General features: G+C 52.4%; 26 protein-coding genes. 6 read left to right on the forward strand and 20 right to left on the reverse strand.

All coding sequences use genetic code 11. From position 1 onward, the window contains the following. Positions 1 to 18: 18 nt before the first annotated feature. The 8 genes from ACK3CJ_RS15490 to ACK3CJ_RS15525 all read right to left on the reverse strand — a co-directional run bounded on the left by ACK3CJ_RS15490 (position 19) and on the right by ACK3CJ_RS15525 (position 5263). Positions 19 to 324: an urease subunit beta gene (locus ACK3CJ_RS15490; protein WP_151703125.1), complete on the reverse strand. Its 306-nt coding sequence runs from the start codon at positions 322 to 324 to the stop codon at positions 19 to 21. A 10-nt stretch (positions 325 to 334) separates the two neighbouring features. Continuing rightward, on the reverse strand, positions 335 to 637 hold the full coding sequence (ureA, locus tag ACK3CJ_RS15495) for an urease subunit gamma (protein ID WP_409523114.1): 303 nt from the start codon (positions 635 to 637) through the stop codon (positions 335 to 337). A gap of 270 nt (positions 638 to 907) precedes the next feature. After that, positions 908 to 1738: an urease accessory protein UreD gene (locus tag ACK3CJ_RS15500; RefSeq protein WP_409523115.1), complete on the reverse strand. Its 831-nt coding sequence runs from the start codon at positions 1736 to 1738 to the stop codon at positions 908 to 910. Between the two features lie 84 nt (positions 1739 to 1822). Continuing rightward, on the reverse strand, positions 1823 to 2710 hold the full coding sequence (locus ACK3CJ_RS15505) for an ATP-binding protein (RefSeq protein ID WP_409523116.1): 888 nt from the start codon (positions 2708 to 2710) through the stop codon (positions 1823 to 1825). A 105-nt stretch (positions 2711 to 2815) separates the two neighbouring features. Beyond that, positions 2816 to 3283, reverse strand: a complete 468-nt coding sequence (gene bfr / locus ACK3CJ_RS15510; RefSeq protein ID WP_409523117.1) for a bacterioferritin — start codon at positions 3281 to 3283, stop codon at positions 2816 to 2818. Positions 3284 to 3298: 15 nt separating this feature from the next. Continuing rightward, positions 3299 to 3763, reverse strand: coding sequence for a bacterioferritin (gene bfr / locus ACK3CJ_RS15515; protein ID WP_151703261.1), 465 nt, complete (start codon positions 3761 to 3763; stop codon positions 3299 to 3301). A gap of 116 nt (positions 3764 to 3879) precedes the next feature. Then, the gene (locus ACK3CJ_RS15520) at positions 3880 to 4671 is read right to left on the reverse strand and encodes an ABC transporter permease (protein ID WP_409523118.1); all 792 of its coding nucleotides are present in this window, start codon (positions 4669 to 4671) and stop codon (positions 3880 to 3882) included. Continuing rightward, the gene (locus ACK3CJ_RS15525; protein WP_409523119.1) at positions 4658 to 5263 is read right to left on the reverse strand and encodes an ABC transporter ATP-binding protein; all 606 of its coding nucleotides are present in this window, start codon (positions 5261 to 5263) and stop codon (positions 4658 to 4660) included. Before ACK3CJ_RS15525 ends, ACK3CJ_RS15520 begins: the two co-directional genes overlap by 14 nt. A gap of 95 nt (positions 5264 to 5358) precedes the next feature. Between ACK3CJ_RS15525 and trxC the strand changes: the two genes are divergently transcribed. Then, entirely contained in the window at positions 5359 to 5790 is a 432-nt protein-coding gene (gene trxC, locus ACK3CJ_RS15530; RefSeq protein ID WP_409523120.1) for a thioredoxin TrxC, read from the forward strand. Between the two features lie 61 nt (positions 5791 to 5851). Beyond that, positions 5852 to 6181, forward strand: coding sequence for an antibiotic biosynthesis monooxygenase family protein (locus ACK3CJ_RS15535; RefSeq protein ID WP_409523121.1), 330 nt, complete (start codon positions 5852 to 5854; stop codon positions 6179 to 6181). A gap of 125 nt (positions 6182 to 6306) precedes the next feature. Here ACK3CJ_RS15535 and ACK3CJ_RS15540 read toward each other — a convergent pair whose 3' ends face one another. Further along, positions 6307 to 7548, reverse strand: a complete 1242-nt coding sequence (locus tag ACK3CJ_RS15540; RefSeq protein WP_409523122.1) for a saccharopine dehydrogenase family protein — start codon at positions 7546 to 7548, stop codon at positions 6307 to 6309. A gap of 45 nt (positions 7549 to 7593) precedes the next feature. Beyond that, positions 7594 to 8691 carry a carboxynorspermidine decarboxylase gene (nspC, locus tag ACK3CJ_RS15545; RefSeq protein ID WP_409523123.1) on the reverse strand — a complete coding sequence of 366 codons (1098 nt, stop codon included), beginning with the start codon at positions 8689 to 8691 and terminating at the stop codon, positions 7594 to 7596. A gap of 279 nt (positions 8692 to 8970) precedes the next feature. Here nspC and ahpC point away from each other — a divergent pair, with 279 nt between their 5' ends. Both ahpC and ahpF read left to right on the forward strand, forming a co-directional pair. Next, positions 8971 to 9540 (forward strand): alkyl hydroperoxide reductase subunit C, encoded by a 570-nt coding sequence (ahpC, locus tag ACK3CJ_RS15550; protein ID WP_151703114.1) that lies wholly within the window; start codon positions 8971 to 8973, stop codon positions 9538 to 9540. 129 nt (positions 9541 to 9669) lie between these two features. Further along, complete coding sequence (ahpF, locus tag ACK3CJ_RS15555; RefSeq protein ID WP_409523124.1) at positions 9670 to 11247, forward strand: alkyl hydroperoxide reductase subunit F; 1578 nt, start codon at positions 9670 to 9672, stop codon at positions 11245 to 11247. 87 nt (positions 11248 to 11334) lie between these two features. Here the strand turns inward: ahpF and ACK3CJ_RS15560 are convergent, their stop codons facing one another. From ACK3CJ_RS15560 to ACK3CJ_RS15570, 3 genes are all read right to left on the reverse strand, one after another. After that, the gene (locus tag ACK3CJ_RS15560) at positions 11335 to 13479 is read right to left on the reverse strand and encodes a TonB-dependent receptor (protein ID WP_409523125.1); all 2145 of its coding nucleotides are present in this window, start codon (positions 13477 to 13479) and stop codon (positions 11335 to 11337) included. Positions 13480 to 13598: 119 nt separating this feature from the next. Beyond that, positions 13599 to 15017 carry a GGDEF domain-containing protein gene (locus ACK3CJ_RS15565; RefSeq protein ID WP_409523126.1) on the reverse strand — a complete coding sequence of 473 codons (1419 nt, stop codon included), beginning with the start codon at positions 15015 to 15017 and terminating at the stop codon, positions 13599 to 13601. 126 nt (positions 15018 to 15143) lie between these two features. After that, positions 15144 to 15479: a DUF1904 family protein gene (locus ACK3CJ_RS15570; RefSeq protein ID WP_409523127.1), complete on the reverse strand. Its 336-nt coding sequence runs from the start codon at positions 15477 to 15479 to the stop codon at positions 15144 to 15146. Positions 15480 to 15629: 150 nt separating this feature from the next. On the opposite strand from ACK3CJ_RS15570, the gene ACK3CJ_RS15575 reads away from it, so the two are divergent. After that, complete coding sequence (locus tag ACK3CJ_RS15575) at positions 15630 to 16535, forward strand: LysR family transcriptional regulator (RefSeq protein ID WP_409523128.1); 906 nt, start codon at positions 15630 to 15632, stop codon at positions 16533 to 16535. A 36-nt stretch (positions 16536 to 16571) separates the two neighbouring features. On the opposite strand, the gene ACK3CJ_RS15580 is transcribed toward ACK3CJ_RS15575, so the two are convergent. The 6 genes from ACK3CJ_RS15580 to ACK3CJ_RS15605 form a co-directional block, all read right to left on the reverse strand. Next, the gene (locus ACK3CJ_RS15580; protein ID WP_409523129.1) at positions 16572 to 17096 is read right to left on the reverse strand and encodes a gamma carbonic anhydrase family protein; all 525 of its coding nucleotides are present in this window, start codon (positions 17094 to 17096) and stop codon (positions 16572 to 16574) included. 29 nt (positions 17097 to 17125) lie between these two features. Next, on the reverse strand, positions 17126 to 18409 hold the full coding sequence (locus ACK3CJ_RS15585) for a TRAP transporter large permease (RefSeq protein ID WP_409523130.1): 1284 nt from the start codon (positions 18407 to 18409) through the stop codon (positions 17126 to 17128). Next, a complete protein-coding gene (locus tag ACK3CJ_RS15590) occupies positions 18410 to 18985 on the reverse strand; it encodes a TRAP transporter small permease (RefSeq protein WP_409523131.1) in 576 nt (191 codons plus the stop codon). It abuts the gene before it with no gap. Positions 18986 to 19079: 94 nt separating this feature from the next. After that, entirely contained in the window at positions 19080 to 20081 is a 1002-nt protein-coding gene (gene dctP / locus ACK3CJ_RS15595) for a TRAP transporter substrate-binding protein DctP (protein ID WP_409523132.1), read from the reverse strand. Positions 20082 to 20154: 73 nt separating this feature from the next. Further along, positions 20155 to 21309, reverse strand: a complete 1155-nt coding sequence (locus tag ACK3CJ_RS15600) for a CaiB/BaiF CoA transferase family protein (RefSeq protein WP_409523133.1) — start codon at positions 21307 to 21309, stop codon at positions 20155 to 20157. Positions 21310 to 21319: 10 nt separating this feature from the next. Further along, on the reverse strand, positions 21320 to 22267 hold the full coding sequence (locus ACK3CJ_RS15605; protein WP_409523134.1) for a hydroxymethylglutaryl-CoA lyase: 948 nt from the start codon (positions 22265 to 22267) through the stop codon (positions 21320 to 21322). A gap of 342 nt (positions 22268 to 22609) precedes the next feature. On the opposite strand from ACK3CJ_RS15605, the gene ACK3CJ_RS15610 reads away from it, so the two are divergent. Then, positions 22610 to 23359, forward strand: a complete 750-nt coding sequence (locus tag ACK3CJ_RS15610) for a response regulator (RefSeq protein ID WP_409523135.1) — start codon at positions 22610 to 22612, stop codon at positions 23357 to 23359. Between the two features lie 39 nt (positions 23360 to 23398). Here the strand turns inward: ACK3CJ_RS15610 and ACK3CJ_RS15615 are convergent, their stop codons facing one another. Then, positions 23399 to 24337, reverse strand: a complete 939-nt coding sequence (locus ACK3CJ_RS15615; protein WP_409523136.1) for a glutaminase — start codon at positions 24335 to 24337, stop codon at positions 23399 to 23401. Positions 24338 to 24419 lie beyond the last annotated feature (82 nt).

Raw genomic sequence — 24419 nt, forward strand, 5'->3', positions numbered from 1 at the left:
TGTCAGTTGCTGCAGCGCTCAGAGCGCGCCCATAATCTGGCCCTGAAATCCATAGACTTCGCGCTTACCGTCATAGGCCACCAGCTCAACCGTTCGGCTCTGGCCCGGCTCGAACCGAACAGCCGTACCCGCTGCTATATTAAGGCGATAGCCACGCGTGGGGTCACGATCAAAGCGCAGTGCCTGATTGGTTTCAAAAAAGTGATAGTGAGAGCCGACCTGCACCGGTCGATCACCGGTATTGGCGACCTCCACCGTCAGGGTGTCGCGACCGACATTCAGCTCAATATCACCTGCCATCACCTGCATTTCACCGGGAATCATGCTGCTCTCCTCAGATAATCGGTTCGTGGACAGTCACGAGCTTAGTGCCATCCGGGAAAGTGGCTTCCACCTGAACGTCATGAATCATCTCGGCTATCCCTTCCATCACCTCATCACGCGTGAGCAGGGTACGGCCATAATCCATCAACTCTGCTACTGTTTTTCCATCGCGCGCCCCTTCCAGAACCGCGGCACTGATATAAGCAATCGCTTCCGGGTAGTTCAACTTCAGGCCGCGCGCCTTACGCCGTTCGGCCAGAAGACCTGCCGTAAACAGCATCAGTTTGTCTTTCTCGCGTGGGGTCAGCTCCATCAGTCAGCTCCTGCTTGTTTTCGCTAGACTAGTCTTGGCTAGGCTTGTTTTGGCTAAGCGAGTCATCACTCAGTTCGGTGTATCTGACGGTACTTTTGCAAACTGCGTACCAAAATGGCGCACAACGCGAAATCAGCCAGTTCGGGAGAGGTTCACGGGATATGCTGCTTCTGGGGGAAACGAATGCGCACGAAAAAAGTGCACATTAAAAAGCACTCACCTTTTATGCACTAAAACGATGCGCAAATAAGAGTGTAAATTGTAATGACTTCAGGTAGACCAGATACGCGGCAGGCAGGCCTCCCTGCCAAACACCTGTGGACGAATCATTTGCCAGATACTAATCATGATGCGCTGCATCGATTCGGTACGGTTACCCAGCAGTCGGACCACCAACACACCATCAACACAGGTCGCTGCCGAAACAACCTGGGGCGATTCAACCAACAGCTCTCGAATCGGCTCAATATCAGGAAGATTCGGAGCGTAAATAATCATCGTGCCGCTCATCGGATGCTGTCGCAGACCGGATGCCGAACGGATCAGTTGATCCCCTTCGGTGACCAGTTGCTCAATCAGGACAGGCTTCCCCTCCAGCATCAGCGTCAGACCTGCTCTGACCTCCCCCGAGGTGAATACCTCATCGATCACCGGACGCCCGAGGCACTGCAGCTCCCAGCCGATAAAGCGACTGCTGGCTGCCAGTTCCAGGCGGGTATCAAGCTGTGCAATCGCGCCGGGGAAATAGATATTCTCATGAGGAAACCACTCCAGAGCACCATCCTGATCCACCACCAGATGCTGGCGCTGCTGAGCCAGACGACCGTCAGAGCGATAGAATTTGGTTGCACCGGGCGTCGTTAGCAGCGCGTGTGCACCCTGCTCAACCCGGAGGTTGATCTGCAATTGATCTCCACCCACGAGACCACCCGGTGGGTGCAGCAGATAGGTGTGACACACCTCGCCTTCAGGATAAAATGGGCGCTGCAGCGCCAGTGGCCCACGCCGGCTCCGCTTACTCAGTCGGGTTGCGCCATGTCGGCTGGAGAACACCATCTCCAGCTCGGCCTCCCAGCCTTTACGGGTCACTGCAACATTCATCTCAACCTCGATTCCATCACTATCACAAAAGTGTCAGGTTGATTGAAGCAAGGTTAGTGCCAGATTGTTTTTAACAACTCACTGTTAGTACGATTGCAGTGCTGCAGCCCCTACCCACTGGCAGGCAAACTGCCAGGCGCTGCGCCCGGAACGTACTCCGCGTGCCTGAGCGAAACTGACCGCCTCTTTCTGCAACGCTTCCGTCCATTGATACTCAAGCTCATGCCGGGCCGCCAACTGACCTATCCAGTGTTGGACAGCTGCAAGGTAGGTATCCTGATTAAAGGGATAGAAGCTGATCCACAGACCAAAACGGTCCGACAGCGAGATCGTCTCCTCTATTGCATCCCCGGGGTGTAGTTCGCCATCAACCCAGCTTGCCTGGAGATTATCGGTCGAGGATTCCGGCAACAGGTGCCGACGGTTGGATGTGGCGTAGATCAACACATTATCTGGTGCCGATGACAACGCACCATCCAGCGCGCTCTTCAGCCGTTTGTAGTTGGCATCATTGCGTTCAAAAGAGAGATCATCAGAGTAGAGAATAAAACGGAAAGGTTGTGACGACAGATGCGACAGAATCGCCGGCAGGTGCAGCAGATCATCACGATCCACCTGCAGCACGCGCAAGCCCTCTACTGCATAGGCACGCAGCAAAGCACGGATTAACGAGGATTTGCCTGTTCCGCGAGCGCCCCAGAGCAGCACATTGTTGGCTGGCAGCCGATCCAAAAACTGGCGGGTATTTGTAACGATTCGCTCACGCTGGCGATCGATTCCTACAAGATCAGTCAGTGCCACCGGGCTGGCAGCACTGATCGGCTCGATCCAGCCGTCATTCTCGCGCTGTCGCCAGACACCCGCTTCAACCCTGTGCCAATCGACCTCCGAGGGTCGATGATCCTGCTCCAGTGCACTGGCGATACGCTTGAGCTCAGCCAGTATTGCTCGCTGAAATGCCTGTTCAGACATCCACTCACCTCTTATGCTCAGATAGTGTCACCGTCACATAAATGTGTCGGCATTGACCTCTGAGCATAAGCGGAAGTGACCAGCAGAACAATTAAACCAGCAGAATCAGATCTGCGACTGAAGGTAGTTCTGCAGACCGAGCAGTTTGATCAGACCCAGCTGTTTTTCCAGCCAGTAAGCGTGATCAACCTCGGTATCATCCAGCAGGGTTTCCAGCATCTCACGCGTGACATAATCCTGCTCTTTTTCGCACAGCGCGATCACGTCCCGGAGCATACTTGCCACCTTGTACTCAACATCAAGGTCGCTCTGCAGCATCGCTGGTACATCCTTGCCCACATTGATCGCATCACGTGTGGACATATCCGGCGTGCCTTCCAGGAACAGAATACGCTCAATCAGCTTGGCAGCATGGCCCTTTTCATCATCGAACTCATGATCGATACGCTCATACAGCTTGTTCAAGCCCCAGTCCTGATACATGCGGGAGTGAATGAAGTACTGATCCATCGCCGCCAGCTCGTTTGCCAGCAATTTATTCAACGCAGCGATTATCTGGGTATTGCCTTTCATCTCGTTATTCTCCCTTTACACTTTAGACTGCAGATAGTTTTCCAGCCCCAGATTCTGAACCTGATACTGCTGCGTTTCGAGCCAGTCGAGGTGCTCCTCTTCATACTCCAGAATATCTTCCAGCAGCTCGCGGCTGATGTAGTCCTGCTCTTTTTCGCACAAGGCTATGGCATGACGCAGCAGTTCGAGCTGCTCCTTCTGGAACGCCTCATCGCAGCCGAGCATCTCAACCGTATCCTCACCAATCTTCAGCCTGCCCAGATCCTGAAGGTTGGGCAGCCCTTCCAGAAACAGAACCCGCTCGATCAGTTTATCAGCCTGCTTCATGTCCTTGATCGATTTTTTGTAGCACACCTCATCGAGCTCGTTCAGCCCCCAGTTGCGATACATGCGCGCATGCAGAAAGTACTGGTTGATCGAAGTCAGCTCCGATACCAGCACCTTATTGAGTTCTTTGATAACCTGTTTATTGCCCTTCATCATCTATCTCCACGAGGATCCATCTGTTCAGATGGGAGAAGTATGGGCAAGCAGCTTTGATATTACAAACCAAAACCGGCTTTCCGCAGTCGATCCGCACTGAGTCTGACAACCTGCTAGACCAGACGATCCATACGCAAGCGCTCCCTGCCATCAAACAATCGACGACTGGCCAGCGTGACGCCTGCCAGCGTTCCGAAACCTACCCCGACGGTAATGGTCAGCATCACCAGTATCTGATATTTCACCGCCAGCGCAGGCGAACTGCCGGCGAGTATCTGACCGGTCATCATCCCCGGCAGGCTGACGACACCCGCTGCCGCCATTGCATTGATCGTCGGTATCATGCCGCTGCGCATTGCATCGCGGCGTATATCGGTTATCGCCTGCTGCCAGGTCTGCCCCAGCATCAGGCGACTTTCGATTGCCGCACGCTGTTGCCAGGCGGTCTCGGTCAAGCGATCCAGACTGATCGCCACCCCGGTCATGGTATTACCCAGCATCATACCCAGCAGAGGAATCGCATACTGCGGGGTATACCAGGGATCGGGGCCGATAATCACCGTCAGTGTCAGAATCGTAACTGCGAAGGAGGATAGAAACATCGACAGGGTACCGATGCCGAAGCCCCAGCCACCTGCTAAACGTCGTTTCTGGCGTACAGTCACTTCACGACCAGCAATCAAGAGCATTGCCAGCGCCATCAGCGCAACCCAGAGCAGCGCAGTGTTAGCAAACAGAGCCTCCAGCACCAGACCGATCAGACTCAGCTGCACCACCGTGCGAACGGCTGCAATCAGCAGGCTCTTCTCCACCCCCAGACGCACCAGGTGCGAACAGATCGCCAGCGCGACCACCATCAGTGCCGCCAACCCCAATTGCCACCAGGCCAGATCAATCACTTCCATGGCGAACCTCCCTCAGTTGATCTGCTTTAAGCTGGCAATGGCGACTCGCCACACGCGCTATCTGCTCCGGATCATGCGCCACCCAGATCACGGGCCATTGTTGCGCCCTGATTGACTGCAGCAACCAGCGCTCAACCTGCTCAGTGGCATCCGGATCAAGATTAGCTGTCGGCTCATCCAGTAACAAAGCTCGCGGTGCTACCGCCAATGCCCTTACCAGTGACAGCCGCTGCTTTTCGCCGGATGAGAGCCTACTCACCGGCGATTTAAGCATCTCCTGCTTCAACCCCAACGCGGAAAGATCCTGCTCTTTGTCAGCTGGAAAGTGCTCCTCTACCGTTTCAAACCACCACTGACTCTCAGCAGGTACCAGACGTACCCAGCTCCGCCAGCAGTGCCCTGATACACTCGACTGCTCTGTACCCTCCAGCCATACACTGCCCTGATGCGGGTCAAGATCAGCAATGGCCCGCAGCAGACGGCTTTTACCGCTGCCGGAGGCTCCTGAAAGGCATAGAATTTCGCCCGGTGCTATCTCCAGTGAGAGGGGTTGCAGGTCCCCTACGGCCAGCTGTCGCAAAATCAGACTCATCCTGATGTTTCCTGATCATGGGATAGAAAATAGATAAGAGGATTGAAATATATCTCAACCACCACCATCTAAGCACAAACACCGGAGAAACTGCCATGTCCGATTCACAGATTCTTGCCTGCCCGCACTGCCATCGCAAAAACCGGGTACCCAGCAACCGCACCTCTACAGAAGGTCGTTGCGGCGCCTGCAAACAACCCTTGTTCAGCGGGCACCCCATCAACCTGACACAGGCCAATTTCAATGCACATGCCAGTTCGGACCTGCCGCTGGTGGTCGATTTCTGGGCATCATGGTGCGGCCCCTGCAAACAGTTTGCGCCTGTTTTTGAACAGGCTGCAGCAGCACTGGAGCCCTCGGTGCGCCTCGGCAAAGTCGATACTGAGGCAGAACAGGGACTCGCGCAACGCTTCGGTATCCGCAGCATTCCCACACTGATACTGTTCAAACAGGGCAAAGAAGTTGATCGTCTGTCTGGCGCTCTGCCACCTGCTCAGTTCAAGGCCTGGGTAGAACAGCACCTTTGACCTTCAGGGCTGAGCTGCAATACTTGATGTGATCACCGATTGCCTCAGGAGGAGTCAGCCCATGAAGTTCATCTTTGAAGTGCGCATGAAGCCAGGCTATACGGTGGAGCAGTATGCTGCCGCCTGGATAGAAGCCAGCGAGATTATTCAGCGTACACCCGGCGCCCAAGGCACCTATCTGCATCGCAAAATTGGCGAGCCAGACACCTTGCTGGCGATCGCAACCTGGGAATCCAAGGCGCACCGTGATGCCAAGGATGACCGACGCGACGCCACCGTGAAAGCGATACTGGAAAAGCATGCCCGCACCTGTGAGATCACCGTGATCGGAGAGTATGAGGAACCGGAGTGGGTCGTGTTGCCAAAGGATGATTCAGCCGGGATCAGATAATCAGGCTGCGGTGATCAAATGGCTGGCAATTGCTCCTGCATTGCCAGCATACTGCCCATCCTTGGGCATAAAACCGGCCACTCTGGGGCAGCTGGTTTCTGTGCGATCCATTCAGCAGAAGCGGATCAGTCGAAGTGCAGTGCGCGATCACCCTGCTCGTCACGAATGCGTGTCGGCAGACCGATCTGGTTCAACAGACCGAGGAATGGCTGTGGAGGAAGCTCTTCAACGTTCACCATTTTGCCGACATCCCAGTCGCCACGTGCAATCAGGATCGCAGCCGCCACCGGTGGAACACCCGCCGTGTAGGAGATACCCTGGCTGCCAACCTCTTCATAGGCTTCAGCGTGATCTGCAACGTTATAGATGAACACTTCGCGTTCCTGGCCATCCTTCTGGCCTTTGATCAGATCACCGATACAGGTCTTGCCCGTATAGGTCGGTGCCAGTGATGCAGGATCAGGCAGTACTGCCTTAACCACTTTGAGCGGCACCACTTCCAGCCCTTCAGCCGTTATAACTGGCTGTTCAGATAGCAGGCCGAGATTTTTCAGCACGGTGAATACATTGATGTAGTGCTCACCGAAGCCCATCCAGAAGCGGACATTCGGCACATCAAGATTCTGTGAAATCGAATGGACCTCATCGTGTCCGGTCATGAATGTCTGGCTGTTGCCGACAACCGGAAGATCCCAGTTTTTCTTGATTTCGAACATCTGATTGCTGGTCCACTGGCTGTTCTGCCAGGACCAGACCTCTCCGGTAAACTCACGGAAGTTGATCTCAGGGTCGAAATTGGTCGCAAAGTAGCGGCCGTGGCTACCCGCGTTGATATCGATAATATCGATGGAGTCGATCTTGTCGAAGTATTCACGATCAGCAAGAGCGGCATAGGCGTTGACAACACCCGGGTCAAAACCGACACCCAGAATCGCCGTAATACCCTTCTCTTCGCAGACTGCGCGACGCTTCCACTCGTAATTGCCGTACCAGGGTGGCGTTTCGCAGATTTTATCCTGTTCTTCATGGATGGCAGTATCCAGATACGCAACACCTGCTTCGATACAGGCTGTCAGAACCGGCATATTGACGAAAGCAGACCCGACATTAATCACGATCTGAGAACCCGTCTTCTCGATCAGCGCCTTGGTTGCTTCGACATCCAGAGCGTCCAGCGCATGCGCTTCAAGCACACCCGGTACCTTCATGGCACCTTTTTCGTTCACACTGGCTATGATCTGGTGACACTTTTCAATGCTGCGCGATGCAATGTTGATATCGCCCAGCAGATCATTGTGTTGTGCGCATTTGTGAGCCACAACCTGGGCCACCCCCCCTGCACCTATAATCAGAACATTTTTCTTCATTTCATTTCCTCAACTCGACCTTTTTTCAATCGGTCACCTCCTCGCTCAGGAGAGGCTATTAGCAAAATCATCAAATGTGAATTCCCTGACCACCTCAACGCGCCCATCCAACTGACGCACGGCAATCGAAGGCATTTTCACGCCATTGAACCAGTTCTTCTTGACCATGGTATAACCGGCAGCATCCTCAAAAGAGAGACGATCACCGACCTGCAGTTCATGATCAAACTTGAACTCACCGAAGATATCTCCGGCAAGGCAGGATTTACCACACACCATATAGGTATGCGGGCCATCACAGGGGGCCATTTTCGCCTCCTGACGATAGATCAGCAGATCCAGCAGATGCGCTTCGATGGAGCTGTCGACAACGGCCAGATGCTTGCCGTTATAAAGTGTATCCAGCACAGTGACTTCCAGCGAGGTGCTCTGGGTGATGGCCGCCTCACCTGGTTCCAGATAAACCTGCACCCCATAGCGCTCGGCAAAGGATTTGAGGCGGGCACAGAAGCGATCCAACGGATAGCCTTCACCGGTAAAGTGGATACCACCACCCAGACTGACCCACTCCACCTGATGCAATAGATGAGCAAAACGCTCTTCAATTCGCGCCAGCGACTGATCGAGCTGATCAAAATCGTTGTTCTCGCAGTTATAGTGCAGCATGAAACCGGAGATATGATCGATCACTGCTTCGATCTTTGCTGGATCCCACTCCCCCAGACGGCTAAATGGGCGTGCCGGATCGGCCAGAATGAATTCGGAGTTACTGACCCCGGGATTGACCCGCAGCCCTTTGACGGCACCGGCGGCCTTGTCGGCAAAGCGATTCAGCTGGCTGATCGAGTTGAAGATGATCTTGTCACTGTTGGCCAACACCTCGTCGATCTCATCATCGGCATAGGCCACACTGTAGGCATGCGTCTCACCTGCAAACTTCTCACGCCCCAGCCTGACCTCAAACAGGGAGGATGAGGTGGTGCCATCCATATATTCCTGCATCAGGTCAAAAACCGACCAGGTGGCAAAGCATTTCAGTGCCAGCAACGCCTTCGCACCGGAGTGTTCACGCACATAGGCGATCTTCTCCATATTGCGCAGCAGCTTGGTTTTATCGATGAGATAGTAAGGTGTCTTGATCATGGATTTCGCATTCACTCCTGAGCGGACGAGTCCACCGTTGGCTAGGTAAAACCGCCTATTATAGTGCACTCGTTTCGTTACGGGAATGCGACATCACGACTCATCGTATAGCTTTTTACAATCACTTAAATTTAATCAATTAATTTTCAATATAAACATCAGATCCCTACTATACACATCGAGCGGTAACGAAGGGTGTCGTTACCGAAAAGCGTTATCGTAACCCTTTAAAACACAAACACTTTAAGCAATATTTTTTAACCACACTGGAGAGACAAAATGTCACAAACACTGATCAACACCGTTGTAAAACCTTTCAACGCCACGGCTTTCCATAACGGTGAGTTCATCAACGTCACTGACGCTGACCTGAAAGGTAAATGGTCTGTTGTGTTCTTCTACCCTGCAGACTTCACTTTTGTCTGCCCGACTGAACTGGGCGACCTGGCTGACTACTACGGTCAGTTGAAAGAGATGGGCGTGGAAGTTTATTCCGTATCCACCGACACGCACTTCACTCACAAAGCCTGGCACGATGCGTCTGACACTATTCAGAAGATCCAGTACCCAATGATCGGTGACCCAACAGGTACTATCTCACGCAACTTCGGCGTGATGATCGAAGAGGAAGGCCTGGCGCTGCGTGGTACTTTCGTGATCAACCCTGAAGGCGAGATCAAGGTATCTGAAGTGCACGATCTGGGCATCGGCCGCTCTGCCAAAGAGCTGGTCCGCAAAATCCAGGCCGCTCAGTATGTCGCTACTCACGATGGCGAAGTCTGCCCTGCTGCATGGCAGCCAGGCGCTGACACACTGGCTCCTTCTCTGGACCTGGTCGGCAAGATCTGAAGATTGCTCCCCCGTCGGTCTACGGCAGCTCCATAGCTGTCGTAGCCGACACCTTCTCTTGAATCATTTACTGGCAACCGCTCCTGCGTTGCCAGCATACAGCCCATCCATGGGCTTAAGGACAGACTCATGCTGGATTCCAACATCAAACAACAGCTGGACACATATCTGCAAAAGATCATTAATCCGATCGAGATAACCGTTTCCACCGATGACAGCCCAAAAGGCAAAGAACTGTCAGGTCTGGCGTATGAGATCGCAGAGCTGTCAGACAAGATTTCCCTGATCGAACGCCCCGATGCTGATGTGCGCAAGCCCAGCATGGCGATCGGTCCTGCCGGTGAAGCCCCGCGTGTGCGCTTTGCCGGCATCCCCATGGGCCATGAGTTCACCTCACTGATTCTGGCCCTGCTGCAGAATGGCGGCTATCCCGCCAAGGCAGAACAGGCACTGCTCGATCAGATCAGACAGTTGGATGGCGAGATGGTGTTCGAGACCTTTATCTCCCTCTCCTGCCAGAACTGCCCGGATGTGGTACAGGCCCTGAACCTGATCGCGACCCTGAACCCGAAGGTCAGCAGCGTGATGATCGATGGCTCGCTGTTCACTGAAGAGGCTGAAGCGCGCAGCGTTATGGCTGTACCGACCGTGTTCCTGAACGGCAAAACTTTCGGACAGGGTCGCATGACGCTGCCTGAGATCGTCAACAAACTGGATAGCGGCGCTGAGAAAAAACAGGCTGCTGAGCTGAGCAGCAAAGCACCCTACGATGTACTGATCGTCGGCGGTGGTCCTGCTGCTGCATCCGCCGCAATCTATGCGGCCCGTAAAGGCATCCGCACCGGCCTGGTGGCTGAGCGCTTCGGTGGACAGGTGCTGGATACGGTCGGCATCGAGAACTTCATCTCGGTCAAGGCGACAGAAGGCCCTAAACTGGTGGCCAATCTGGAGCAGCACGTACTGGAGTATGATGTCGATCTGATGACCAATCAGAAAGCAGCAAAACTGAGTGGCAGCGAGCTGTTCGAGCTGGAACTGGAAAATGGCGCCCTGCTGAAAAGCCGTTCCGTGATCCTCGCGACCGGTGCGCGCTGGCGTGAAATGAATGTACCGGGCGAGCAGGAGTATCGTGGCAAGGGTGTGGCTTACTGCCCACACTGCGACGGTCCGCTGTTCAAGGGCAAGCGTGTTGCCGTGATCGGTGGTGGTAACTCGGGCATCGAGGCAGCTATCGACCTGGCCGGCATCGTCGAGCATGTCACGGTGCTGGAGTTTGACAACACACTGCGCGCAGATGAAGTGCTGCAGCGCAAAGCGCGCTCGATGAGCAATATCACCATTATCAAGGAAGCACTGACCACCGAGGTCAAGGGCGACGGACAGCGGGTCACCGGCCTGGTGTATACCGATCGTACCTCAGGTGAGTCCAAAGAGGTGACATTGGTAGGTATCTTCGTCCAGATCGGACTGGTACCAAACACCGAATGGCTGAAGGACAGTGATATCGCGCTAAGCCCACGCGGCGAGATCGAGATCGGCACACGCGGTGAAACCTCTGTGCCGGGCATCTTTGCCGCCGGTGATGTCACCACCGTGCCCTACAAACAGATCATCATCGCCATGGGCAGCGGCTCCACGGCAGCCTTGGGTGCCTTTGATCATCTGATCAGAACCCCACTACCTGAACAGGCTCAGAACGCAGCCTGATCCATTACGGCGCTCTGTCCAGAGCAGAGCGCCGTTGCTTTTTAATACCGCGTGATAAAAACCACCGACAGTTCTACGCTGAAATCATCACCACCGATACTGATAACCCAGCTTCAAGGTCGCGCCACTGGCGGGGATGTGGCTGGTGTTTCGGCCATCCCGCAGCAGTTGGCCATAGACATGGTGGTAATCCTTATCCAGCAGATTTTCTATACCCAGATCAAAGCTGTGCTGCCCAGATTGGTAACGGGCATTGTAATCCAGTGTCGTATAGCGAGTGACTTTTCTGCTGCCGAATCCAACCTGATCCTTGAAGGCATCATCACGCGAGCCGCTATGATTGACTTGCAGGCGATGCAACCAATCACTGTTCGGGCTGTACTCAACATGTGCCCTCAGCTGTAGCGGTGGGATACGATAGCTATTCAAGGCCTTCCAGCTTTGAGCACTTTCGTTATAGTTCTCACCAGCCATCCAGGTGATCAAACCACCCAGCTTCCATTGATCATCAAGATAATGATCCAAAGTGGCCTCTACACCATAGATTCTCTCTTTTGCACGTCGCTGAGCAAATGAGAAGTCCTGAATCAGAACCTGCCCAAGATCAGAGGTGTTATAAAACAGTGCGACACTGGCTTGAGTGTGGTCCCAATCACCACGGATACCCATCTCATAGCTATCTGTCTTGATAGGATTCAACTGAGAGTCAGTGATATCAAAACCGGCGGGCGCAATACGTAGCTGCAACCCTAGATCGGGAAGCTCAAAGCCCTGAGCAAAGCTACCATACACATTGAGAGTGTCATTCAGTTGATAAACCAGCCCTGCATTAAACAGAAAATCATCAAAGCTGACCTTGCCACCTTCAATAGCATTGCGCTGACCGAGAGTGGTGAAGTCATTAAATGAAGCGGATGCGTATTCATAGCGTGAGCCGACCTCAGCCCTCAGGCGGTCCGTAAAGTCATATTCCAATTGCACAAAAATACCGGCATTTTCCTGAGTGATGGGTGGCATGAAAAGCCTATCACCGGTGTTGATAAAGACCAGTCCTCCACTGGCATCAAACTCATTTCCATCAAATGTGGTGACTGGCATTTCCGATTTTTCCCGACTCAGATCCGCTCCCCATCTGAGCAGTGCCTGGTCCGTCAACTCGGTATTGATTGTCAGACGACTGCCCAGCGTTTCGCTATCTAAATAGGTCTGTACCAGCTCCTGGTAGGCAGCGAACGCTCGCGCATCAAAAGGTGTAAACCGGGCATGATAATCCCGGTAATAAACCTGAGCATCCAGCATGCCCAAAGGAGTATCGTCTGCCTGCCAAGACAGATTGACAAAGCTGTTGCGGTTTCTGTTCTGATCATCGAGCTGTAATCCATTGATAGCTCTGGCTCTGATATCACCCGGTGCCAACTGATTGACTGCAGGATCAGACGCATAGTCAGTATCCTGCTGAGCATCAAAATGATTGGCAGACAAGGTCAACGTGCCTTCATCAAGATACCAGCTCAACTTACCGGCAATACTCAGGCTATCGGAATCAGACAGATCACCCTGGCTCGGCTCAGGTGCAATGCAATCTCCACGTCCATCGTACGAAGCGCCTTGATGCTCCCAGGCCAGATTCAAGCCATAGTCAAATTGGTCGTTACCACCACCAAATGATTGCTCGCCTCGATAGCCGATACTGTCTCCCTTCAGATTGGAGAGTGAGTTCTGCACACCAAGTCGACTGATGGCTTCAGCACGATTACGGCGAGTTGTAATACTGACAATCCCTCCAGCAGCGCCACTGCCATATACCGCACTGCCGCCGCGCATCACTTCAATGCGTTCGATATTTGAAACATCGATATTCATGAGATCGCGACTGACATTACGACTGTTATTCTGTGGAACACCGTCAATCAGGACCAACATATTCCGCCCGCGAAGGGTCTGGTTGAAATTAGTCAATGTCTGGCTGGCAGGCGCCATTCCCGGGACTGTTTTAGACAGAATCTCACCAAGATTTCTGGCAGTCTGGAATTGTGTTTCCAGCTGTTCACGATCAATCACTGTCGTGGCTTTTGTCTGCTCATCAACCTGTGAGTTTTGCCGTTCAGCACCTACGACAAGGGTGTCCAGAACATAGTCGCTAGTGGTCGCATCCTGAGCCATGGCAACAAACGCAATGGAGGGAGTAGAAAGAGCAATGAGAAACGGGAGTAACTTTCCTGACTGGTGCATCGGCCCCTCTTACATATCGATAAGAAAAGACGAATGATAGTGATTATTATTTGTATGTCAAATTTTGCAGTTACGAACTTCTGGGTCTTGCAGCACCGCCTGATGAGAGAAGGACCACATCAAGCAGCGCTTGAAAGAACCCTGTTTCGTCCGCTGCGTTTCGCTTCGTAGAGCGCTTTATCGGCGCGCTTGATTAAGGTTTTATGGGTATCATTCGGTTGGCACTGAGCCACTCCGGCGCTGAATGTAATACTCAAATCAGATTCTGTTTTGCTCAACGAAAACTTTACTGACTCACAGATCTCTCGCATACGTTCAGCACAACTGTAAGCCTCCTGCAGCGTCAAGCCAGGCATGAGTATCATGAACTCTTCGCCACCATAGCGGAAGAAGCTGTCATAAGGACGGATAAACTTCTGCAACTCCTGACTGACGCGCCTCAAAACCTGGTCACCAACATCATGTCCATAATTATCATTAATGGATTTAAAATGGTCTATATCGATCAGCAGGCAGCAAAAAGGTGAGTTCAGCCGTTTTGACCTGATCACTTCTCTTTCGAGCATATTCATCCCATAACGTCGATTATAAATACCGGTCAAAACGTCATAAACGGCATGCTGGCGCAGCTCCAGTTCCACTCTACGAAAGCGGCGTGCCAACACCAGACAGATAAGAATGCTGAATACAGTAACCAATAGGTTGGCAATAATGCCGGACATCAACGATGAGCGATTGTAATCCAGCTCTATGACCTGATCTAAAACGCCCCATTTAAAATCACCATCAGATGATATCTGAATATAGCGTAATGTCTTGTCCCATTGATTAATTTCAATCACTCGTGAAAATTCGACAACCTGAAAAGCACGTTCAGCAATGACATCGTCCACCCGACTCGGCGTAGACATGGAGATCTCCCAGCCATCTTTGTCGATCATCCGGATTCCATTCAATACAGAGTTATTACTGACCAAGCGCTCTATAACACTAATCGGATCAAGCGCTTGCAGATAGGATGCAATAACGCTGTTTTTAAGGCCCAGCTCAAGAATCCACTCTTTATCAGGTGTCGGGGCATACGCATATTTACGATAGAGCCCTGTCAGGGTTTCTTTACTGATAGGATCCACTTGTGGAGCTCCCGCAGCACGAACCTGTTCAAGGTAGTCATAAAAGCCGCCCAGATTTTTCATATCCAGGCCAAGATCCTGCTCAAGCGTGGTGTATTGGATAACGCTTTCAGCATTGATGATATACAGATCCATTTGATCATTCAGACGAGCACTCAAATCTTCCAGATCAATTTTTCCAGGGTCACCACCCGACTGGAAATACTCCTCCATAAACAGATCCAGGCCATCGCTCATTCTATTTTCGAACAGAGATTCTAAAATAGTGATCGCTTCATTGATCAGATGCAAAGAACCAACAACATCTTGCTCAATCTGATTCAGCATTAAACGGTGATCGTTATAGATACGATAGCCATTAAAAACTCCGATGCTGATCAACATCGGAATAAAAACCCAGAGCATGATATGGGTCATTATATAGCGATTAGGGTGATTGGTTTTTTCGCTTGAATGCATCTGTTTTTATCGTTCTCTGTCGGTTTTACTATAAAACACTGAACTCAGCGACTGATCTACCAGAGCTGGTATTCAGGTATCAAAATGAGTGCCGTTCTCATAGTATGCATTCTTACGAAGGGCTGTAAAAATCACATCAACCGGATCATACCCCACCCCGTTCAGGTGATGTGTGATGACAGAAGCGCTGGCATCCTGTACCACCTGCCCACGCTCAAACCAGCGAACATCCACGAAAGGATAGGGCTTACTCTCCTCCTTTCCGTTGAAGATCTGAACAGAGTTGATCACCTCCAGCAGGAAGTTATCGGTTGAAGTTTCCATCACCTGCGCCAACTCTTCAATCAGTGCAACCGAACAGATTTTGACATCGTCGCTCTTAACACCATGAAATATCAGTTGTGGCATTGCTCTGCTCTCATCATTTTTTCTGCAATGCGCATTATGGCCCATACAAGCCAACCGCATCAATCTAATCCCTGCCCATACTGCTTGATGAGAATACCAGCCCTGTATCTTTTTGATATGATGAACACGACAAACAGGCAGGAGCGAGACGTGCGTTATTTCGATATTCAATCACTGCGAATGTTCATCTCTGTGTGTGATGAAGGCAGTATCGCACATGCGGCTGAACAGATCGCCATCGTACCCTCCGCCATCAGCAAGCGCATTCTGGCCATGGAGGAGCAGGCCGGAGTGACTCTGCTTGAACGCAGTAAGCGTGGTGTAACACCGACACCAGCGGGTGAGGCACTGCTCGCCTCAGCACGCAAGATGATCAATATTCAGGAGAGTCTGAATGTTGAGCTGAGTGAGTTCACCGATGAGATTCAGGGCAACCTGCGCATTTTTGCCAGCCTGTCGGTGGTCTGCCAGTCTCTGCCCCGGCAGATCAGTCAATTCATGAAAACCTATGAAAAGGTACAGGTCAGTATAGAGGAAAAGGTCAGCTCACTGATCATGCGTGCCATAGAGGAAGGTCAGGGTGATATCGGTATCTGCTGGGAAGAATCCGACACCAAGAACCTTTACTGCCGCCCCTATCTGGATGACCAACTGGTCGTGGTGGTCCATTCCGACCATCCACTGAGTCAATATGATCGGATCCACTTCAAGGATACACTTGATTATGACCATGTTGAGATACTGCCCGGCAGTATTGTCAGCCAGACATTGCAGAAAAAAGCCGCTCAGATGGGAAAACAGATACGCCTGCGTGTTCATGTCACAACATTTGACGCCGCCTGCCGTATTGCCGATTCGGATCTGGCAATCGCCATTGTACCGCTGGAGGTCGCACGGATTTATGAGACGGCGATGAACATCAAAGTGATTCAGATGGAGGATGCCTGGACAACCCGCAAGTTCGTCGTCTGTGTCCGCGACTATTCACGACTCAGTGTCCCCGCCAGACTGCTGTTTGATCATCTGACAGCCAATACTCAGGAAAAAAACAGCTGATCCAGACCCTCTCGAACGTCTGAACCAGCTGCAAAGTCAGGCGATACGCTCGCAGCGCTCCTTATGAGCTTTACTGCGCGCCACATAGCCATCCGCATTGCCATGCATCTGAGCGATCGCCTCGTCTGACAAGGTGCGTAACACCTTGGCGGGAGAACCTATGATTAATGAATTATCGGGGAACACCTTCCCCTCTATCACAACTGCACCAGCACCGACCAGACAGTTCTTGCCGATAACGGCACCATTGAGAATCACAGCCTGAATACCGATCAGGGAGCCATCTCCGATCGTGCAACCGTGCAGCATCGCCTGATGCCCGATCGTGACCTGTCGCCCAATACGCATCGGATAGCCAGGGTCCGTATGCAATACGGCGCCCTCCTGAATATTACTACCCTCGCCCAGCTCAATCTGCTCGTTATCACCACGAATCACCGCCTGATACCAGACACTGCTATTCCTGCTCAGCACCACATCACCGATCACATCGGCCGTTTCAGCAACCCAGGCTTCGGTGTCGATCTGCGGGGTTTTATCCTCATATCGATAAACAGCCATACCTAACTCCATTCAATTAAAGATAAGTCTCAAACACCCGGGTTCAACATTCTGTTGGGAAGCCACATCGCAATCTGCGGAAACAACAGCACCAGTGCCAATCCCAGCATCATCAACAGCACAAAGGGTGCTGAACCACGAATGATCTGACCGATTGGTGCATTGGTGACGGCCTTTATCGTAAACAGATTCATCCCCACTGGTGGCGTGATCATCGCCAGTTCCAGATTGATCACCAGCAGAACGCCGTACCAGATAGGGTTGATATCAAGCAATACCAGTACCGGTAAAATGACGGGAGAGGTGATCAGGATGATCGCAATCGACTCCAGGAACATACCCAGAATAAAGATCAGCAACATCATCGCCAGCAGGAATCCGAAGACGCTGACATCCAGCGATACCACCAACTGCACGATCTGCTGAGGTATCATCATTTTAGTCAGGGCATGGCTGAACACTGCAGCGCCAGCCAGGATCATGAACAGCATCGCAGAAGTGCGACTGGCTTCTACAGCACACTCCCAGATCTCTTTGATGCCAACACTGCGATAGATGACTGTGGCGACAAACAGTGCCAACAGAGCGCCCACAGCCGCGGCTTCAGTTGCCGTAAAGACCCCCAGATACATGCCACCCAGCACCAGAGTCGGCAGGAGCAGTGCCCAGCCTGACTTGCGAATGGCTACGCCAGATTCGCGCAATGTTGCCCGCTTTTCGCGCTTGGCATGACGCTGATGGAAGGCGGTTGCGATCATGAAGATCAACGCCAGCATCAGCCCGGGCAACAGACCCGCCATAAACAGTCCACCGATCGATGTATCGGTTGCTACACCATAGATGATCATCGGCCCGGAGGGTGGAATCAGAATTCCCAATGTTCCACCAGCCGCCACCAGACCATAGGCAATTTTCGGGTCGTAGCCGTAGCGGATCATCTGTGGAATCGCCACCGCGCCGATGGTCAGCGCTGTTGCCACACTGGAACCTGATATGGCGGAAAAGATCATGCAGGCCAGTATCGTGGCTATCCCCACACCACCGGGCAGATGGCGTGTCAGGGTGTAAGCCGTGCCATAGAGATCATCAACAATGCGGCCACGTATCATGATGTGTGCCATATAGGCAAACAGAGGAATCGCCACCAGCACATACATGCTGATTTTGGTGAAAATAATATCGGTCAGCGCTGTGAGTCCACCCGGTGCACCGAGTAACAGAGCACCACCAAAGATAGACAGGCCAGCAAAAATGGGCAGCCCGGTAAACAGCAACAGCACCAGACCTGCCAGAATCATGATTATGGTCAACATCTATTTTGCCTCCCCGTCTGAGGGTTCATTGTGAGCCGAGGCACCACAGATCAATCTGGCAAGCGACTCCACTGCCACCAGCACCAACATCACACCACCCAACGGCATCAGCAGTTGCATCCAGTAGATGGGAAACTCGACATAGCCGTGAGTTTTCATACCCAGCATTTTCGAGAACATCGCCACCTGCCAGCCATCCACTATCAGAAAGATAGCGACACACATAACCGTCAGCATCGCCCAGGCCTGAGCCCATCGCTGCCCAGAACGTTTAAGGCGCTCAGTAAAGAGATCTACACCCAGGTGCTTACCGTCTCTGAGTACCGACGACGCACCAAACATCACGATCGCGACCAGAATAAAACCGATCACATCATCCACCCAGAGAGAGGGCTGGCCGATAAGATATCGAGTGACAACCGAATAACCGATCAGCGCAAGCGCGATCAGAACACCGGTGGCTGAAATCACCATCCCGATTGTCGTTATCAGATAGACAGCTTTACCCAGTATTCGGACTACCAGTGGCAGGGGCTTATCTGTCTGTCGTTCAGCTTTCTGTTTATGAGTACCCATATATAGCCTATCGGGTTTTATTACGAGAGCTGTGAAAAGTGTTGGGCTGGGTCAGGTGCAATACACCTGACCCAAAGAGCGGGACACTTCCGGTTTAGAGCTGTGTAATCAGAGTGATCAACTCATCAACATCCGGCACAGCCTCAGTGAAGGATTCTACAATGGCAGGGCGCATGACACGTTCGATCTCATTGATCTGTTCAGGCGTCAGTACAGTCACCTTCACACCATTTGCTTCCAGAGTTGCAACACCTTCAGGATCCACTTCGTCAGTGGCGGGAATCAGGCTGCGACCGGCATTCGCTGCAGCCGTCGAGATCACCTCCTGCAGATCCGAGGGCAAAGAGTTCCACCAACCCGGATTAACCACGATATTCTGATACACCGTGATCAGCGGTGAAGCAACACCATACTCCTGAACTTCAAAGTAGCGACGTGAATAGGCAGCCCCCACACTGGTAATGGCGGCATCAATCACTCGCGTCTGTAACCCCTGATACACCTCAGAACCCGGCATGGTCGAAGGTGCGGCCCCCATGGCGATCAAGCCACTGTCAAAGATGCGGCTGAGCCCTCTGATCTTGATACCACGATAGTCTTCCGGCGCAATCAGGGGCTTGCCTGAAGAGGTGACAACCGCGTTGTTGGCGTCCAGCAACCAGCCGATATTCTTGACACCGCGCTCTTCAAATTTTTTGTTCAGATAGGCCGCAGCATCCGAATCGGGAAATGCCTCCAGTTGCTGACGACCAGTGATCAGATAGGGAATACCGAACACCTGCATTTCAGGAATGGTTCCACCCCAGGAGAGGCTGACGATGGATGCAGCTTCTACCTGGCCACGGGCCACGGCCGGATGGAACTGCGAGGGGCCGAACAGCTGAGCTCCACCGAAGACATCAACGTCAACACGACCATCCGAGCTGGTTCTGACCTCTTCAGCAAAACTCTCTATCGCCTTGGCAACATGATGTGAACCCGGCAACTGATGAGTCAGGCGCATGGTGAAGTCAGCGGCCATGGCCGTTGTGACACCAACCGTAAACGTAGATGCGAGGGTGATTGCGGAAACCAGTGTTTTGATTTTGATATTCATGATCAACTCCGTTGTTATTTTTGTATTCTGAGTCAACTAAGTGACTGTTTTCAATTTAAGAGATACAAACTGATCACCTGCGTCCTGCCAGGCTTTTCAGTATTTCTTCCGTATGTTCGCCAACACGGGGCAGTGGCATGCGAACAGGTGGGCGTTGTCCTCCCAGCATGAGAGGCAGAAGAACAGTAGATGCCTGACTTCCATCATCCGCCTGAATCGGCACCAGACCACCACTGGCGATCAGATGTTCATCCTGCAGCAGCTCATCAGGACGGGTGATCGGGGCATAGGGCAAGCCGGCTTTATCCAGCAGCGCCGATAACTCTTCAGCCGAGTACTGCTGCATGCTTTTCTCAATATTCGCGAGTAATTCATGCCTGACCAGCAGGCGCTGCTCATTGGTCTGCAGATTTGGATCTGCGAGCAGATCATCACGCCCCAGCACTTCGCAAAGTTGTATCCATTGCTTGTCGCTGACCGCGCCGATGAACAGCTGCTCGCCACCTCCGACACTGAACACGTCGTACACTGTCCAGGGTGATACGCGTGAAGGAAGAGGCGGCGCCGCTTCACCCGACATGGCAAACTGCTGCATATGTGATGCGCAAAGGAATACACAGTTTTCAAACAGTGCACTCTGGATCTCCTTGCCCTGTCCTGTCTTGCCACGCTCGATCAACGCAGCAAGAACACCAATCGCACCGAACATGCCTCCCATGATGTCATTCACCGAAGCACCTACTCGTAATGGCCGCCCTTCGGGACCGGTCATATAAGCCAGACCGCCCATCATCTGAACCACTTCATCCAGTGCCAGGCGTTTCTCATAAGGCCCCGGCAGAAAACCTTTATGCGAAACATAGACCAATGATGGAAAACGCTGACTCAAGACTTCATAGCCCAAACCGAGGGAATCCATCAGACCGGGACGAAAGTTCTCCAGCATCACATCGGAGGTGGCCAGCAGATCCATCAGAGTCTGACGGCCCTCCTCTGTTTTGATATCCAGAACCATGCTTTTCTTGTTACGGTTATAGGTGCGGAAAAATCCCATACCCAGCCCGCTCATCTTGCGTGTTTTATCACCCTCAGCGGGTTCAATCTTGATCACCTCGGCACCCAGATCCGCGAGGATCATGCCGCAGGTCGGCCCCATCACCATATGGCTGAATTCGACAACGCGAACACCTTCCAGCGGCAGGGTTTGTTTACACTCTGTTGTATTCATCAGAACCTCATCAACTTGCGGTGTTCGCCTGAGCAGGCGTGAAGTTTTTCGGCAGACCGGCGCGCCATAGCGTACCGTGCGTCTCTTCACCCGCCAGCCAGCCAACCACCTTGTTGCGCAACGCCAACAGGCGCTCTAGATCTATGCCTGTGTCAAAGCCCATGCTTTCGAGAAGAAAAGCCTGGTCTTCGGAGGCAACATTTCCGCTGGCACCCGGAGCATGCGGGCAACCACCGATACCGGCAAGAGAGGCATCAAAGCGTGTAATCCCGGCATCCAGAGCAGCAAAGGCATTGGCCAAGGCAAGTCCACGGGTATCGTGAAAGTGGCCGCGCCAGAGAGCATCTCTTGCAATTGCGCGTGCCTCAGTGAACAGTGCTCGGACCTGTGCGGGATCGGCATAGCCAACGGTATCTGCCATGCTGACACGATCCGCACCGGCATCCAGGGCCGCCTGCAACAGGCGCAGCACTTCGGATGAAGGAACGTCACCCTGCAGGGTGCAACCGAAAGCCGTCCCGATACCACCTTCAATCAGCATATTGGATCCGGCTGAATCACGAGCCTTACGGATACGCTCAATCTCGACGATCATCTCATCTGGTGTTTTTCGGACATTGGCCAGGCTATGTTGATAGCTGGCAGAGATCGGCAGCACCATCAGATCGGCGCCACACTCGATGGCGCGTTCAGCACCCTTGAGATTGGGCACCAGCACCGTCACGAACAGACCAGGAAGGGTCTTGGCATACGCCACCAGTTCAGCCGTATCAGCCATCTGGGGCAGGAGTCGGGGGGGGACAAATGAGCCGACCTCTATCTCGCGCATGCCAGCATCATAGGCATCACGGATCCACTCACATTTCTTTTCGGTCGGCAGTATCAGGGAGATGCTTTGCAGGCCATCACGCAGGCCCACTTCCGCCACCACTGCCTTCCGTCTTATCTTATTATTCATATTTGCCTCGGGGTTTAGACGACAGGAGGTTCAGTCACCCTAAAACACTCCCCGATGGCATAAAAGTTCACATTTTTCAGCTCATCCGTTCCAAATGGGAACGAATAAATATTAATATTATTAATCAGCTATTTAAGCTATATTTTCAGCGATTTCAGGGTCTGCCTATCAACCATTAAAAACGGCATTGATGACGTATCGGCAGGCCTGAAGAGACTTAATAAACCGACAGCCCGAACCGCACTGACTGATGGGTGATCATGTACATTGCGCCCTTCAGCATTGCTGTCTCAAGGTTAATGTGGCTCAATCATCGATTGAACTATTTCAATGGAGCACGGGATGGGTTTATCAGTATTAGTCGTTGACGATGCTAAGGCAATCTGTACACACGTGACGCGTATTGTTCGTACTGCATTTCCAAAAGCCGAGGTTGTCGCTGCGTATAACGGTAAAGAGGCGCAGTCATGCCTGGAAAAGGGTCATTATGATCTGATTATTTGTGACTGGGAAATGCCGCAGATGTCAGGCTTAGAACTGTTACAGTGGACGCGCCAGCAAGAGCAGTACAAGACAACCCCATTTCTCATGGCAACCAGTCGTGGTGAACGTGATTACATTTTAAAAGCGATTCAATCGGGCGTGAGTGACTATCTGGGTAAGCCCTTCTCGGCAGCACAGCTGGAAGGGAAGATGCAGAAGCTCTTGTTCGGCAAGCCTGCTGAAACAACCAAGACAACCGCAGCTAAACCACAGACACAACAGAAAGCCGGGGCAAAACCCAAAGGCTTGGCACAGCTGCGTACCAGTGATCAGTTTTTTCGCTGTGCCATCAAGGATATCAGCCTGCGCGATGTACTGGTGGTTATTAAAAATGAAGACAGCGCATTTCCCGGCATTCTTGAACAAGTGGTTGTTGATATAGAGCAGCTATCGGGCGATGGCGTCGCTCGTGTTAATGGTTTCGTTTCACGGATTGAGGCTTTCGACAACCGGGCCGACACGCCATTCGTTTCAGTTAAAGTCACCTTTGTAGATGATGACCCGGAAAAGTTAGAGCATATCTCAAATTACATAGCGAGCCTCAGGTAGAGGCTCAGGGGAGGATATAAGATCCCTTCACACGAATCATCAATACACCGACAACCCCAGCCGCTCGGCCAGATGAGTGATCATATGCATAGCACGGCAGGAGTTGCCGAAGCTGTTCAAGCGAGGGCTCCAGGCCACGATCACACCGTAGTTAGGGACCACCGCGATAATGCTGCCACCGACGCCGCTCTTGGCTGGCAAACCTACCGTGAAGGCAAACTCACCCGACTGATCATACATGCCACTGGTGGACAGGATCGCATTGATTCGATGGGCATCGCGCCGCGTGCAGATCTGCTGGCCACTGAGGGGATGAACCCCGCGATTGGCCAGAAACGACAGGCTGACCGCCAGTTGTTCACAGGTCATGCTCAATGAGCACTGATGAAAATAGTAGTCGAGCACATCCTGTACTTCCGCTTCAATATTGTTGAAGCTCTTCATCAGATAAGCCAATGATGCATTGCGGTTACCGTGCAACTTCTCCGACAGATAAACCGCCTGATCCGGATAGATGGTTTCACAACCGGCAAGCTGACGAACAAAACTGACCAGCGCTGTTTTACAGGCTGAGTAGTGCGTTGCGAGGATATCCGACACCACGATGGCACCGGCGTTGATAAAAGGGTTACGAGGAATGCCATGCTCCCACTCCAACTGAACGATGGAGTTGAAGGGTTGGCCGGAAGGCTCCATATGTACCCGTTTCCAGAGCTGATCGCCGACCCGGTTCATCGCCATGACCAGCCCGAAAATCTTGGACACACTCTGAATGGAAAAGGGAACGGTGGCATCACCAGCACTGACCACCTGCCCGTCGATCGTCGCTACAGCCAATCCCTGTTGATCAGGATTAACGGCTGCCAGTGCCGGAATATAATTGGCGACCTCCCCTTCAACCGGCAGACTACCAGCCTCGTCCACTAATGACTGTAATAGCTTCGCCAGATTCTGCGGCTGCTTTAATATACCTTCCATCTCTCCCCACCTGCTGACTTTCGAGCTTCTGAATGGCTCGTTTCGTGAGCTGCCGTTTATACAGCAAACGACAACTCACGCA

Source organism: Nitrincola salilacus (assembly GCF_046271865.1).
GTDB lineage: Bacteria > Pseudomonadota > Gammaproteobacteria > Pseudomonadales > Balneatricaceae > Nitrincola > Nitrincola salilacus.

Bases quoted from the DNA above. Each gene is read 5' to 3' on its own strand.
- ACK3CJ_RS15560 (WP_409523125.1), bottom strand. From the start codon at position 13,479: ATGCACCAGTCAGGAAAGTTACTCCCGTTTCTCATTGCTCTTTCTACT.
- ACK3CJ_RS15490 (WP_151703125.1), bottom strand. From the start codon at position 324: ATGATTCCCGGTGAAATGCAGGTGATGGCAGGTGATATTGAGCTGAAT.
- dctP (WP_409523132.1), bottom strand. From the start codon at position 20,081: ATGAATATCAAAATCAAAACACTGGTTTCCGCAATCACCCTCGCATCT.
- nspC (WP_409523123.1), bottom strand. From the start codon at position 8,691: ATGATCAAGACACCTTACTATCTCATCGATAAAACCAAGCTGCTGCGC.
- bfr (WP_409523117.1), bottom strand. From the start codon at position 3,283: ATGAAAGGCAATACCCAGATAATCGCTGCGTTGAATAAATTGCTGGCA.
- ACK3CJ_RS15525 (WP_409523119.1), bottom strand. From the start codon at position 5,263: ATGAGTCTGATTTTGCGACAGCTGGCCGTAGGGGACCTGCAACCCCTC.
- ACK3CJ_RS15520 (WP_409523118.1), bottom strand. From the start codon at position 4,671: ATGGAAGTGATTGATCTGGCCTGGTGGCAATTGGGGTTGGCGGCACTG.
- ACK3CJ_RS15600 (WP_409523133.1), bottom strand. From the start codon at position 21,309: ATGAATACAACAGAGTGTAAACAAACCCTGCCGCTGGAAGGTGTTCGC.
- ACK3CJ_RS15585 (WP_409523130.1), bottom strand. From the start codon at position 18,409: ATGTTGACCATAATCATGATTCTGGCAGGTCTGGTGCTGTTGCTGTTT.
- ACK3CJ_RS15565 (WP_409523126.1), bottom strand. From the start codon at position 15,017: ATGCTCTGGGTTTTTATTCCGATGTTGATCAGCATCGGAGTTTTTAAT.
- trxC (WP_409523120.1), top strand. From the start codon at position 5,359: ATGTCCGATTCACAGATTCTTGCCTGCCCGCACTGCCATCGCAAAAAC.
- bfr (WP_151703261.1), bottom strand. From the start codon at position 3,763: ATGAAGGGCAATAAACAGGTTATCAAAGAACTCAATAAGGTGCTGGTA.
- ahpF (WP_409523124.1), top strand. From the start codon at position 9,670: ATGCTGGATTCCAACATCAAACAACAGCTGGACACATATCTGCAAAAG.
- ahpC (WP_151703114.1), top strand. From the start codon at position 8,971: ATGTCACAAACACTGATCAACACCGTTGTAAAACCTTTCAACGCCACG.
- ACK3CJ_RS15590 (WP_409523131.1), bottom strand. From the start codon at position 18,985: ATGGGTACTCATAAACAGAAAGCTGAACGACAGACAGATAAGCCCCTG.
- ACK3CJ_RS15540 (WP_409523122.1), bottom strand. From the start codon at position 7,548: ATGAAGAAAAATGTTCTGATTATAGGTGCAGGGGGGGTGGCCCAGGTT.
- ACK3CJ_RS15580 (WP_409523129.1), bottom strand. From the start codon at position 17,096: ATGGCTGTTTATCGATATGAGGATAAAACCCCGCAGATCGACACCGAA.
- ACK3CJ_RS15500 (WP_409523115.1), bottom strand. From the start codon at position 1,738: ATGAATGTTGCAGTGACCCGTAAAGGCTGGGAGGCCGAGCTGGAGATG.
- ACK3CJ_RS15610 (WP_409523135.1), top strand. From the start codon at position 22,610: ATGGGTTTATCAGTATTAGTCGTTGACGATGCTAAGGCAATCTGTACA.
- ACK3CJ_RS15505 (WP_409523116.1), bottom strand. From the start codon at position 2,710: ATGTCTGAACAGGCATTTCAGCGAGCAATACTGGCTGAGCTCAAGCGT.
- ACK3CJ_RS15570 (WP_409523127.1), bottom strand. From the start codon at position 15,479: ATGCCACAACTGATATTTCATGGTGTTAAGAGCGACGATGTCAAAATC.
- ACK3CJ_RS15615 (WP_409523136.1), bottom strand. From the start codon at position 24,337: ATGGAAGGTATATTAAAGCAGCCGCAGAATCTGGCGAAGCTATTACAG.
- ACK3CJ_RS15535 (WP_409523121.1), top strand. From the start codon at position 5,852: ATGAAGTTCATCTTTGAAGTGCGCATGAAGCCAGGCTATACGGTGGAG.
- ACK3CJ_RS15605 (WP_409523134.1), bottom strand. From the start codon at position 22,267: ATGAATAATAAGATAAGACGGAAGGCAGTGGTGGCGGAAGTGGGCCTG.
- ureA (WP_409523114.1), bottom strand. From the start codon at position 637: ATGGAGCTGACCCCACGCGAGAAAGACAAACTGATGCTGTTTACGGCA.